General features: G+C 71.9%; 10 protein-coding genes. 6 read left to right on the top strand and 4 right to left on the bottom strand.

Annotated features, from left to right (window positions below; all coding sequences use genetic code 11):
- Positions 1-63: 63 nt before the first annotated feature.
- Positions 64-1,674 (bottom strand): DUF1996 domain-containing protein, encoded by a 1,611-nt coding sequence (locus NYZ98_RS11835; protein ID WP_262842674.1) that lies wholly within the window; start codon positions 1,672-1,674, stop codon positions 64-66.
- A 348-nt stretch (positions 1,675-2,022) separates the two neighbouring features.
- Between NYZ98_RS11835 and NYZ98_RS11830 the strand changes: the two genes are divergently transcribed.
- Both NYZ98_RS11830 and NYZ98_RS11825 read left to right on the top strand, forming a co-directional pair.
- A complete protein-coding gene (locus tag NYZ98_RS11830) occupies positions 2,023-2,463 on the top strand; it encodes a hypothetical protein (protein ID WP_262842673.1) in 441 nt (146 codons plus the stop codon).
- Positions 2,460-2,876, top strand: coding sequence for a hypothetical protein (locus NYZ98_RS11825; RefSeq protein WP_262842672.1), 417 nt, complete (start codon positions 2,460-2,462; stop codon positions 2,874-2,876). Before NYZ98_RS11830 ends, NYZ98_RS11825 begins: the two co-directional genes overlap by 4 nt.
- A gap of 134 nt (positions 2,877-3,010) precedes the next feature.
- Here the strand turns inward: NYZ98_RS11825 and NYZ98_RS11820 are convergent, their stop codons facing one another.
- Entirely contained in the window at positions 3,011-3,202 is a 192-nt protein-coding gene (locus tag NYZ98_RS11820) for a ferredoxin (RefSeq protein WP_262842671.1), read from the bottom strand.
- A gap of 14 nt (positions 3,203-3,216) precedes the next feature.
- A complete protein-coding gene (locus NYZ98_RS11815; RefSeq protein ID WP_262842670.1) occupies positions 3,217-4,413 on the bottom strand; it encodes a cytochrome P450 in 1,197 nt (398 codons plus the stop codon).
- A 123-nt stretch (positions 4,414-4,536) separates the two neighbouring features.
- Here NYZ98_RS11815 and NYZ98_RS11810 point away from each other — a divergent pair, with 123 nt between their 5' ends.
- The 4 genes from NYZ98_RS11810 (at position 4,537) to NYZ98_RS11795 (ending at position 11,982) form a co-directional block, all read left to right on the top strand.
- Positions 4,537-5,202, top strand: a complete 666-nt coding sequence (locus NYZ98_RS11810; protein WP_262842669.1) for a TetR/AcrR family transcriptional regulator — start codon at positions 4,537-4,539, stop codon at positions 5,200-5,202.
- A gap of 224 nt (positions 5,203-5,426) precedes the next feature.
- Positions 5,427-8,351, top strand: coding sequence for an ATP-binding protein (locus NYZ98_RS11805; RefSeq protein ID WP_262842668.1), 2,925 nt, complete (start codon positions 5,427-5,429; stop codon positions 8,349-8,351).
- Positions 8,352-8,483: 132 nt separating this feature from the next.
- On the top strand, positions 8,484-9,584 hold the full coding sequence (locus NYZ98_RS11800) for an alpha/beta hydrolase (protein ID WP_262842667.1): 1,101 nt from the start codon (positions 8,484-8,486) through the stop codon (positions 9,582-9,584).
- A 7-nt stretch (positions 9,585-9,591) separates the two neighbouring features.
- Complete coding sequence (locus NYZ98_RS11795) at positions 9,592-11,982, top strand: GMC oxidoreductase (protein ID WP_262842666.1); 2,391 nt, start codon at positions 9,592-9,594, stop codon at positions 11,980-11,982.
- A 143-nt stretch (positions 11,983-12,125) separates the two neighbouring features.
- On the opposite strand, the gene NYZ98_RS11790 is transcribed toward NYZ98_RS11795, so the two are convergent.
- Positions 12,126-12,767 (bottom strand): DUF4142 domain-containing protein, encoded by a 642-nt coding sequence (locus tag NYZ98_RS11790; RefSeq protein WP_262842665.1) that lies wholly within the window; start codon positions 12,765-12,767, stop codon positions 12,126-12,128.
- Positions 12,768-12,789: the final 22 nt, after the last annotated feature.

Below are 12,789 nucleotides of genomic sequence, written 5' to 3'. Positions count from 1 at the left end.
GGGGGCCCCCCCCCCTTCTCCGGTATCGGACAGAAGCGGTACCGGCTCCGGAAGGGACTGCGATCAGCCGCAGCGCCTGCCGGTGTTGATGCAGTTGACCGCCTGCTTCATCAGGTTCTCCGGCATCACGTTGATGAAGTCGCCGTGGTCGGTGACCGGCTTGTGCAGCTGCTCAGGGAAGCTGTCGAGCGCGAAGCCCGGGCCGGGAGGCAGGTTGTAGGTGATGCGCTGCTCCAGCTTGGGAATGGCCTGGAACCCCGCGGGGCACGAACCGTCGGCCGCGGTGAACGCGACGTGGGTGCGGTGGTTGGCGCTGTCGATGTTCTTACCGTCCCAGCAGCTCTGGAACTGCAGGAGCCGGACGACCTGGCTGCCGCGCGGGCAGATCGGGTACTTGTCCTTGAGCTGACGGTTCTCGAACCCCGTGCAGGTCCACCGGGCGTTGGCGTTCGTCGGCCCGTTGGTGAACGACTTGGCGTCGCCGGTGATGATGCGCAGGAAGGTCGGCATCGCGACGACCTTGCTGGTGGCGTTGCCGCTCAGCGTGATGGTCGCGGTGGCGGGGCGCACGATCTTGCCGATGTTGCCGTCGAGGCCGCCGCCCGCCTTCTGGGCGTCGTTCTCCTGGCCGCTCTGGAGACGCACGACCGGCCAGTAGTGCGTGGACTTGTCGCCGTTGGAGCACGTGGTCCCAGCAGCCTGCAGGCTGTCGTTGGTCGAGAAGCCGCTGGTGTCCAGGTTGCCGACGTAGTCGTGCACGTGGTGGGCGCCGTTGGTGACCCCCGGTGCGACGATGACGTTGTCCGAGTTGTGGTGGCCGTTCTCGTTACGCCCGCATCGGGAGACGAACGTGCCTCTCGAACCCGCCTGCCCGACGCGGGGGCGGTCGACGTTCGGCTGCACCTTGCGGATGTCGACGAAGTCGTCAGGCGAGGGGCCGGTCGCGCCACCGGTCGCCGAAGGACTCGGGGTCGGCGTCGCCGAGGCGGGGGGAGCGGAGGGATCGCCGCTCGGGTCACCGCTCGGGTCGCCCGACGGCTGCGCCGAGGGGTCGCCCGACGGGTCCGCGCCAGGACCAGGAGGCGTGCTCGGGTCGCCCGACGGCTGCCCCGTGGGGTCGTCGCTGGGCGCCGGAGTGGCCGGCGGGTTCGTCGTCGGGTCGTCGGACGGTGTGGGGGCCGGCGTCTGACCGCCGCCGCCCGCGCCGTTCTGCACCGAGCAGGAGGTCAGCCCGGAGAGGTTCGCCCTGCCGCCGGCCCGCCGGAGCGAGTTGGCGATGCGGTTGACGCTGATCGAGCGCTGAACCCTCAGCGGGTTGAGGACGAAGCCACGGATCTGGCTGTTGCTCGCCCTGTTGCCGAGCCTGGCGAGCCGCGAGTTGGCCTGCGCGATCTGCCGGTCGATCTGGGTCAGGTCACGCTGTACCTGCGTCCGAGCGGCGGCCGGGATGTTCGGCACCCTCTCGGCGACCGACGGGCAGTTCACCGTCCGGGCCATGGTCGTGCTCACTAAGCTGGAACCGGCGTTGACGGTGAGGCCCGTCAGCGACACGTCCGTACTAACGGCCTGCCCAGCCGGGATCAGGCTCGCCGCGACGAGGCTGACCCCCGCCCCACCCAGGGCAAGGACACTCAGGACGGGCCTGAACCGCCGTCTAAGCTGCATTCGGATCATTCGAACTCCTCCCGGAGTACGTACACATGGCGGCATTGGTTGGTGCCCCATCGCCACGAGGTACGCGGGGTGGGCCGGAAGGGTTCGATGATTCGCGAAAAGTTTTATTTCCGCGCGACGCGATCGTGATCCCGGAGGTCTCCCGGCCCCCTCGGGCGCGGCCCCGGCCGCCGTGCGGAGGCAGCCTGCCCGCCCTCGGTCGCCCCCGCGAAGGTGTGTTCTCTCGCGCGCGTACCCGCGCGGCGCACGCGCCTTCTGAGGAATACCGGATCGGGGTGAACCGAACGCCTCATCCCCGCGTACCCGATGACGGTGACTTCTGCAGGACCACTGGATCGGAGATCTGCCATGGGACGCCCCAGCCCCGCCACTCACGTGGCCATGCGCGCGACCGCCCTACTCGGGTCCGTCCTCACCCTCGCCCTTCTCACGGGGTGCGGCGGCGGCGAGACCACGGACAAGCCGGCCCTGGCGGCCGGGAACTCGGCCGCCAACGCCGGGCCGCCCGCCACGCTCAAGCAGCTCGCCACCAAGACCGGCTGCAAGAAGCCCGAACTCCAGACCGACGCCGACGAGCTGCGCCAGGGCGTGTGCAAGACCTCCAAGGGCCAGTACACCGTCACCACCTTCGCCACCGACAAGGGCAAGTCCGACTGGCTGGAGGAGGCCAAGCGGTGGGGCGGCAACTACCTCGTCGGCACGCGCTGGGTCATCGCGGGCAACGACCCGGGGATGCTGCAGACGTTCAGTCAGGCGGTCGGCGGCAACATCGTGACGTCCACGCCATGATCGCCGCCAGGAGGGTGGCCGCGCTGGCCGGCGCGGCCGCCGTGCTCGGGGTCCTCGCGGGCTGCGGCGCCGCGAACGGGGCCACCGCCGCCGCCCCGTCCACCGTCGAGGAGATCGCGATGCGGACGGGCTGCGGCAGCCCGAAGATCCAGGTCGACGCCGCCGAGCTGCGGCAGGGCATGTGCAAGACCTCCAAGGGCCAGTACTCCGTCACCACCTTCGCGACGGAGAAGGGCAAGCAGGAGTGGCTCGACGACGCGCTCAGCTACGGCGGCGCGTACCTCATCGGCACGCGCTGGATCGTCCTCGGCAACACCCCCGAGATGCTGGAGTCCTTCCGCGGGCTGCTCGGGGGCAAGGTGCAGGTGGGCGGGCACAAGATGCCGTCCGGCGCGCCGATGCCGGGGCACTAGCCGGGCGGGCGGGCGCCCGGGGGGACGCCACGCGACGCCCGGCGGGCACGGACCCTCAAAGACCTCAAGGACCCTGAGCACCTCAGGACCCCAGCACCTCAAGGTCCCCTGAGCACCTCAGGACCTCGAGTGCCTCATGACAGCGACAGGGCCCCGGACGGGCACACCTGAACGGCGCGGCGGACCGCCGCCCGCCTCGCCTCCGGCGGCTCGGGTTCGAGCACCAGCACGGTGCCGTCGTCCTCGCTCTGGTCGAACACGTCGGGAGCGGTGAGAACGCACATCCCCGCCCCGATGCACCGATCGGTGTCCGCGTTGATCCGCATGTGTGGTGAACCTCCTACCAGGCGACCGGCAACCGGTGAACGCCGTAGATGGCCATATTGGACCGCATCTCCACCTCCTGCGGTGGGATGGCGAGGCGCAGGCCCGGGAAGCGCCGCAGCAGCGCAGGGTATCCGATGCGCATCTCGATGCGGGCGAGCTGCTGGCCGAGACACTGGTGGATGCCGTGGCCGAAGGCGAGGTGCCCGGTGGCCTGCCGTGTGATGTCCAGGTCGTCGGGGGCCTCGAAGCGCTCGGGGTCCCGGTTGGCCGCGCTGATGGACAGCGTGACCGCCTGGCCGGCCTTGATCACGCGGCCCTCCAGCTCGACGTCCTCGGTGGCGGTGCGCACCGGGCCGATGTGCACGATCGTGAGGTAGCGCAGGAGCTCCTCGACGGCCGAGTCCACCAGCGAGGGGTCGCGGCGCAGTGCCGCGAGCTGCTCGGGGTTGTCCAGCAGCGCGTACGTGCCGAGGGCGAGCATGTTGGCGGTGGTCTCGTGGCCGGCGACCAGCAGCAGCACGGACGCGCCGGTGATCTCCTCGTCGTCGAGCTGACCGGTGGCGACCAGCCCGCTGATGAGGTCGTCGCCCGGGTCGCGGCGCTTGGCGGCCACCAGCTCGCGCAGGTAGCCCATCAGGTCCGACAGCGCCTCACGCACCTGCTCGACCGAGGAGTCGAGGTTGAGCAGGGTCGCGGAGTCCTTCTGGAACCGGTGGTGGTCGGCGTAGGGGACGCCCAGCAGCTCGCAGATGACCAGGGAGGGGATCGGCAGCGCGAACATCTCGACCAGGTCGGCCGGGGAGCCGGCCTTCTCCATGGCGTCCAGCCGGTCCGAGGCGATCTTCTCGATCCTGGGCTCCAGGTCGCGCATCCGGCGGACGGTGAACTGGCCGGTGAGCAGGCGGCGGAAGCGGGTGTGCACGGGCGGGTCCTCGCGCAGGAAGAAGCCGGGGAGCTTCGTGAGCGTCTGCTGGGACAACCGCTGCCCGATCGGCGGGTGCATGACCTCGATGCGGGTACTGAAACGGGGGTCGGCGAGCACCGTGCGGACCGTGGAGTGGCGCGTGGCGAGCCAGCCCACGTGACCGTCCCCGAAGATCATGGGCCTGAGCGGGCCTTCGCCGCGCCAGAGCCGCAGCTCAGAGGGCGGGTCGAACGGGGTGTCCCGGGCGAGGGGAAGCGGGACGGGGTCGGACAGGGCCTTGGTCATGACGCGCTCCTTGGACTTGACAGCCGTCGAAACTGGCGGACCTTCCTGTTGTCACCAGAAAACAGTACCTTCTTTGAAATTGCAATGGATGAAAGAAAGCATCGGATGTAGTAAAGTTCCCCCATGGACCCTGGGCCGGGTTTGCGGGAACGCAAGAAGCTGCGGACGCGCCGCGCGCTCATCGAGGCCGCCCTGCGGCTGTTCGAGGAGCGGGGGTACGAGGAGACGACCCTCGCCGAGATCGCCGCGGCCGTCGACGTCTCCACGCGCACGTTCTTCAGCTACTTCGCGAGCAAAGAGGACGTGGTCTTCTACGACACGCGCTGGCGTGTCGAACGGGCCATCGCGATCATCGAGGGCCGCAGGCCAGGCGAGCCGGTGGCCTGCCTGCTGGGCCGGGTCGCCGACGTCGTCCTCGGCCCCGGCGCCGAGCCGGTCCTGGAGCTGAGCCCCGCCCGCGCCCGGTTGATCATGTCGGTCCCCGCCCTGCGCGCCCGGGGACTGCACCTGCTGTTCGAGGTCCAGCGCGAGCTGGCGGAAGCGCTGCGGCAGGCCTGTCCCGGCGAGCTCGACCGGGTGGAGGCCGCCGCGGCGATCGGCTCGTTCGTGGGGGCGGCGAAGATGGCCGCCATGGCAGGCAGGGACCAGGGCGACCCGCCGGCGGCGATCTGGGAGGCGGCCCGCAGGGGCGTCGACATCGCCGTGAACGGGCTGTGCTCACTCGGCGTCACGCCCGCGGAGGCGACCAGGACACCAGACATCACCAGCGGATTAGCTACGAAAGGGTAACCGATCAGGGGATGTCGCGCGCATTCCATCGGGAAAAGGTTTGATCGGGGTGATCGGCTCGCCACCGGCCTGTTTTACGACAAAATCATCCTCCGAGGGTGTCCGCGTGGTGAGCCCTCGACCGTGAACACCGCGTGCCCTCGGGAGTCCCGCGCCAAGTCCGTGGCGGAATTCGATTGCGGCGCGGCTGTTCGTGGTGTTCCGTCTCGCTGTGGGGTGCAGACATGAGCAGTCGTGAGACTCTGCCATTCGGCGAGGGCGCCGAGACGGTCCTCACCGGCGGGTCTCCTCTCGTCGGCCGGGGCGACGCGCTGCAGGCGTTCGCCCAGACGGTCGAGGCGACGGTCACCGGCGGGTTCCAGTTCCTGGCCGTGGTCGGCGAGCCGGGGGCCGGCAAGACGCGGCTGCTGGCGGAGCTGACCGCGCTCGCGGGCACGCGCGGGCTGACCACCCTGTGGGGCCGTGCGGCGGAGTTCGAGCAGATCATGCCGTTCAGCGCGCTGGTCGACGCCCTGGACGACCACCTCGAGGCGCGCGGCGAGGAGGTCTCCGACCGCCTGGGCGCCCCGCAGGCGCGCCAGCTCGCCACTGTGTTCCCCGCGCTGGCCGCCAAGATGCCCGAGGAACCCGAGGACACCGGGCCCGGCGAGCGCGCCGACCAGAGCGGCATGGTCCGCTTCCGGCTGTACCGCGCGCTGCGCCAGCTCATCGACGAGCTGGCCGCCCCCGCCGGGCTCGCGCTGATCCTGGACGACGTGCACTGGGCCGACGACAGCTCCGCCGAGTTCCTCGACCACCTGCTGCGCCACCCGCCGCGCGGCAAGGTGCTGGTCACCGTCGCCTACCGCCCCGCGCAGGTCACCCCGAGGCTGGCCGCCCTGGTGCTGAGCGCGGGCGCCAACGGCCGGGAGGTCACCGTCGGCCCGCTCAACCAGGCCGAGGTGGAGGAGTTCCTCGGGCCGCGCGTCAACCGCACGCGCGGCCGCGCGCTGTACGAGGCCAGCGGCGGAAACCCGTTCTACCTGGAGGCGCTGGCCCGCATGGGCCGCCTGGAGGTCAGCGAGCTGCCCGCGACCGTGCGCGCCGCGCTCCAGGTCGAGCTGGGCGACCTGTCCCCCGGCTCGCTGCTGGTCGCCCAGGCGGCGGCGGTGACCGCCGACGAGTTCGAGCCGGCGCTGGCGGCGGTCACCGCCCAGGTGCCCGAGGAGGCGGCGCTCGCGGCGCTGGACGAGCTGGTGGCCCGCGACATCGTCCGCCCGGCCGCAGCGGGCCGGTTCCGGTTCCGCCACCCGCTGGTGCGCCAGGCCGCCTACCAGTCCTCGGCGGCCGGCTGGCAGCTCGCGGCGCACGCCCGGCTGGCCGTCCACCTGGCGACCCTCGGCGCCCCGGCGACCGTGCAGGCCCATCACGTGGAGCGGTCCGGGTCGTTCGGCGACCAGCGCGCCGTCACCACCCTGATCACCGCCGCCCGCGCGGTGGCCGCCCAGGCGCCGGTGACCTGCGCGCACTGGCTGCGCAAGGCGCTGGACCTGATGCCGGTGGAGCCGGGCACCCTGGAGAACCGGCTGGAGCTGCTCATGGAGCTCAGCCGGGCCCAGGGCGTCAGCGGCCGGCTCGCCGAGGGCCGCGACACCGCCCGCGAGCTGCTGCGGCTGCTGCCGGCCGATCAGCACGCCCGCCGGGCCAGGGCCGCGCGCATCTGCGCGCTGATGGAACGCCAGCTCGACCGCCCCCACGAGGCCAGGGCCCTGCTGCTGGACGAGCTGAGCCGCATGCCCGACCCGAGGGCCGCCGCCGCGATCCCGCTGCGCATGCGGCTGGTCGCCGAGAGCATGATGCGGGTCGACTTCCGCGCCGCCCAGGCCGTGCTGGACCTGATGCCCGACTCCGACGACGACTGGGAACCCGACCTGGCCATGGCGGTCGCGGCGCTGCGCCCGATGCCCGCCTACGCCGCCGGGCGGATGGACGACGCGCTGCGCATGGCCGACGCGGCCGACCGGCTCATCAGCACCGCCCTGGACGAGCACCTGGCCGAGTGGCTGGACGCGGTGGCGTGGCTGTGCTGGGCCGAGACCAACATGGGACGCCACTCGGTGGCGCTGCGGCACTTCGAGCGCGCCGCCGACGTGGCCCGTTCCACCGGCCAGACCTACATCCTGACCAACCTGCTGGCGGGCAAGGCGCGCACGCTCATCGTGCTCGGCCGCCTGCCCGAGGCGCTGGAGACGGCGGAGGAGTCGGTCGAGGGCGCCCGCCTGCTGGAGTCCGGCCAGCAGCTCGTCTTCGCGCTCACCCAGCTCTGCCTGGCCTCGGCCTGGTCGGGGGACTTCGACGTCGCGGTGCGCGCCGGCGAGGAGGCGGTGGCCGCCGGGGTCGGCGGCGGCGAGGTCTGGGGGAACATGGCGCGCAACGCCCGGGGGGTGGCCCTGGTCGCCGCCGGACGGCTGGAGGAGGGCGTCGAGGCCCTGATGGACGCGTGCGGCGGTTTCGAGAACCCCCGCCTGGACCGGGGGACGCTGCTGGCCTCCTGCGAGCTGCTGGCCTGCACCGAGGCGGGCCGGGGGAACCACGCCGAGGCCGCCAGGTGGGCCGAGCGCGCCGCCGGCCTGGCCCACCCCCACCTGCCGACGTTCTCCGGCCTGATCCCCCTGGCCCGCGCCCACGTCCTGCGCGCGAGCGACCCGGCCGCCGCGGCGGCGCTGGCCGAGGAGGCCGCGATCCTGCTCACCGCAGGCGAGCGGCGCATCGACGCCGGCCGGGCGCTGCTGGTGGCGGGCCTGGCGCACGGCGAGGCCGGCCAGCGCGGCCCGGCCCGTGAGAAGCTGCGCGACGCCACCGAGGTCTTCCGCGACTGCGAAGCCCGCGCGCTGGAGGGCCAGGCCGTGCGCGAGCGCCGCCGCCTCGGCGTCCGCGTGTCGGCCTCCGCCCCCACGGGCCCGGCCGGGCCGGGCGCCTCGCCGTACGGGCTGTCGCCCCGCGAGCTGGAGATCGCCACGCTGGTGGCCGGAGGGCTGACCAACCAGCTCATCGCCGAGCAGTTGTTCCTCAGCGTGCGCACCGTCGAGACCCATCTGTCCCACGTCTTCGCCAAGCTCGGCGTCGGCTCCCGCGTCGGGGTGGCCACCAAGCTGAACCGGAACGCCTGATCGGGAGTCTCACCTACGGAGCCTCGTGCTCCACGTACGGGGTTCCCGCGTCCATGTACGGGGTTTCCACGATGCCGCGCACGCCGGGCGATTGGCATTGTTGGAGCGGGTCGCGACCAGGAGGACGGTCAGATGGAGCACCGCATACCGAGGTACACGCTGGAGGGCGTGACGGGCGCCGAGGTTTCGGTGCATCCTTTCTCGACCGAGGACGAGCTCGGCCTGACGTTGACGCGGTTCCTTGGGGAGGAATCCGACGACGTCGTGCTGCTCGTCCACGGGCTGACGTCGTCCAGCGACATGTTCATCATGCCCGAGCACCGCAATCTGGTGAGTTTCCTGCTGGACAGCGGTTTCGGCGACGTCTGGACGCTCGACTTCCGGATGAGCAACCGGTTCCCCTACAACATGGAGACCCGGCGCCAGACGCTGGACGACATCGCGGCCTTCGACCACCCAGCAGCCATGAAGGAGATCCGCCGTCACGTTGGGGCACGGCGGATCCATGTCATAGCGCACTGCCTGGGCTCGGTGTCGTTCCAGATGAGCCTGTTCGGCGGAGCGGTCGAGGGCGTCACCAGCATGGTCGCGAACAGCGTGGGGCTGACCCCGCGGGTCCCCGCCTGGGCCCGCGTCAAGCTCGCCGCGGGGCCGGCCCTGCTGGAGTACGGCCTCGGCCTGTCCTACCTGGACCCGCGGTTCAACGACGCACCGCCGCTGACCCGCCGGTGGCTGATGTCCCGCGCGGTGTCGTTCTTCCATCCCGAGTGCCGTGAGCCGGCCTGCCACATGCAGAGCTTCATGTGGGGCAGCGGGCGGCCGGCGATGTACCGCCACGGCAACCTCGCGCCGGAGACCCACCTGCAGGAGCGCCTCGCCGACCTGAACGGCGCGGCCGACGTCAACTACTACCGGCACATCCACAAAATGGTGCGGGCCGGGCGCGCGGTGAAGTTCGACCGGGACGACCCGGCCCACGCGCGCCTGCCCGACGACTACCTCGCGGGCGCCGAGCGCGTCGAGACGCCCGTCCTGTTCGTGACCGGGGACCACAACGACGTGTTCACCGACTCGAACGTCTTCTGCCACCGCGTCCTGGACCGGCGGGTGCCCGGGCGTCACGAGCTGCAGGTCATCTCCGGGTACGGGCACATCGACCCGCTCATCGGCAAGAACGCCCATGTGGACGTGTTCCCCCGCATCCTGGACTTCCTCAAGCGGAACGCCGGCTGACGAGCTCATGAACAAGGCGAGGGCGCGTCGCGCCAAGTACGACGAACACGTGGACGTCGTGGTCGTGGGGTCCGGCTTCGGCGGCTCCGTCGCGGCGTACCGCCTGGCCTCGGCGGGGCTGTCGGTGGTGGTGCTGGAGCGGGGCCGTGCCTACGCGCCGGGCATGTTCCCGCGCAGCCCCGCCGAGATGGGCAAGGCCTTCTGGGATCCCCGCGAGGGCCACTACGGCATGTACGACGTGTGGAGCTTCGGAGGCTGCGACTCCGTGGTGTCCAGCGGGCTCGGCGGCGGCTCGCTCATCTACGCCAACGTGCTGATGCGCAAGGACGAGCGCTGGTTCGTGCACGAGGAGCCGCTCGCCTCGGGCGGGTACGAGTCGTGGCCGGTGTCGCGCGCGGACCTCGACCCCCACTACGACGCCGTCGAGGAGATGATGGGCGCCACGCCCTACCCCCTCGGCCACTCCGCCTACGCGGGCACCCCGAAGACCATCGCCATGCGGGACGCCGCCGCCGAGCTGGGCCTGGAGTGGAGCCTGCCGCCGCTGGCGATCAGCTTCGCCCCCTCCCCCGGCGCCGATCCCGGCCTCGGGCTGCCCATCGCCGAGGCCCCGTACGGCAACGTGCACGGGGTGCAGCGCCGTACCTGCCGGCTGTGCGGCGAGTGCGACATCGGCTGCAACGACGGGGCCAAGAACAGCCTCGACCACACCTACCTGTCGGCGGCCCGCCGCGGCGGCGCCGACCTGCGCACGCTGCACGAGGCGCGGGCGTTCCGGCCGCGCCCGGGCGGCGGCTACGCCGTGGACTACATCCGGTACCACCCGGCCACCGGCACCCAGACCATCACCTGCGACCGGCTGGTGCTCGCCGCCGGCACCTACGGCACCACGTACCTCATGCTGCGCAACCGCGCGAGCATGCCGGGGCTGAGCGGCATGCTCGGCAGCCGCTTCTCCGGCAACGGCGACCTGCTCACGTTCCTGCTGCGGGCCAAGGACCGCAGCCGCACCCGCCCGATCGACGCCAGCCGCGGCCCGGTGATCACCAGCGCGATCCGCCTGGCCGACGACGTGGACGGGCCGCGCGAGACCGGCCGGGGCGCCTACATCGAGGACGGCGGCTACCCGGCGTTCGTCAACTGGCTGGTCGAGGGCGCCGACGTGCGCGGCGAGATCGGCCGGGGGGCGCGGTTCGTCGCCGACCGGCTACGGGCCCTGCTGTCGCACGACACCAACCTGTCGGCGGAGATCGCCGACCTGGTCGGCGACGGCGAGCTGTCGGGAAGCTCCCTTCCCCTGCTCGGCATGGGCAGGGACGTGCCCGACGGGCGGCTGCGGCTGCGCGACGGCAGGCTGGACGTGGAGTGGGACGCCGCCGCGAGCGAGGAGTACTTCGACCGGCTGCGCGCCACCATGCGCCGCATCTCCGACGTGCTCGGGGCCGAGCACGCCGGGCTGCCCGCCTGGCTCGGGAAACGCGTCGTCACCGTCCACCCGCTGGGCGGCGTGCCGATGGGGCGGCACCCCGGTGAGGGCGTCTGCGACGCCTTCGGCGAGGTGTTCGACCACCCCGGGCTGTTCATCGCCGACGGCGCGGCCCTGCCGGGCCCGGTGGGGGCCAACCCGTCGCTGACCATCGCGGCACTGGCCGACCGCATGTCCACCCGGCTGCTCGAACGGGGCCCGGTGGCGGCATCGCACAGGAAAGAAGGACAGGTCCTCATGACCGTGGAGACCGGACAGGCGCTCATCGGCCCGTCCGACGAGGCGATGGGCCTCACGGCGGGCGATCCCGCCACGCGTACGTCGCTGTCGTTCAGCGAGGAGATGGGCGGGTTCATCTCGCTCGGGGTGACCGATCCGAGGTCCGGCGACGTGACCGGGCGCTCGGACGGCGACCGCCTGTCGTTCCGGCTCACCATCAGCGTCGACGACGTGAACCACTTCCTGGCCGAGCCCGAGCATCGCGCCCGGGCCGAGGGCTGGGTGGACGCCGCCTTCTGCGGGGGCCGGCGTCCGATCGAGCGGGGCTGGTTCAACCTCTTCGCGCCCGGCGGCACGCCCGACCGGCGCGAGATGCGCTACCGGCTGTGGTTCACCGACGACCAGGACCGGCGCCGGACCCTGGTCGGCTGGAAGGACGTGCACCACGGCCCGGCGACGCGGCTGTGGCTCGACACCTCGACCCTGTTCACGCGTCTGCTGCAGGGTCACGTACCGGAGGGCGAGGACGACGAGGCGGAGATGGTCGGCGCGGGGACGCTGCACATCCAGCCCGTGGACCTCGCCGCGACCCTGAAGAGCTTCCGTACCGAGGGGCCGCACGGCGTCGCCGCGCTGGCCCGGTTCGGGAGATTCTTCGTCGGTCAGCTCTGGGACGTCTACGGACCGGGGTGAGGCGGAAACCCCGAGGCGGCCGATCGGTGAGGGGGAGGTGGATCCCCCGCCGATCGGCCGCCGGCCCCGGGGGGTGAGGCGGCGCCGGTCGCGGTCGAGCGCGGCACCTCGGTGAAACGGATGGCTCTGGACGCCTTCGTCCCCTACTTGGAGGGGGCAGGGGAGGGAGGCGGGGGCGTCGGCAGGGCGGCGAAGTCGACCCTGCCGGTGCTTTCGAGAAGGGTCATGTGCTTCATCACCACATCGACCGCGACCTGCGCGAAGGACCGGATCTCCGAGTTCTTGGTGCCCGCGCGGACGACGGCGACCGCGGCGAACACCTTGCCGTGCGCCGCGCGCAGCCGGTCGGCGAAGGTCTTGTCGTACTCGTCGCCGGTCTTGGTGGACAGCTCGGCCATCCACCCCTGCTGGTCGGCGTTGGGCGTGCTGGGAAGCTCCACGTTCAGCTTGGCCGCCAGGGCCCGCACCTGCTCGTCGAGCTTGGTGTGGTCCTCGATGAGGTGGCGGCCGACCTCCTTGACCCGGGCGCTGCCCGCGCGCTGCTGCGCCTGCTGCCCGGTCGGGATCTCCCACAGGCCCGCCTGACGGACCCTGATCAGGAAGTCACGGTCCGCGGGGCCGATGGGGCCCGACTCGGTGTCGGCGAAGTCGCCGGGGGCGGCTCCGCTGGCCGACGTGATGCCGTTCGGGGCGATCATGAACACCGCGACGGTGGCGATCACCAGGAACGCCAGTGCGGCGAGAACCTCGACGATCCGCATGGACTTCAGTTGAACTCGGTTCACCGAACGCTCTCTTCCCCTCGTG

This window comes from Sphaerisporangium corydalis, assembly GCF_025506355.1.
Taxonomy (GTDB): domain Bacteria; phylum Actinomycetota; class Actinomycetes; order Streptosporangiales; family Streptosporangiaceae; genus Sphaerisporangium; species Sphaerisporangium corydalis.
The sequence above is the reverse complement of the archived record's forward strand: the minus strand, read 5'-3'. Positions and strand labels throughout refer to the sequence as shown.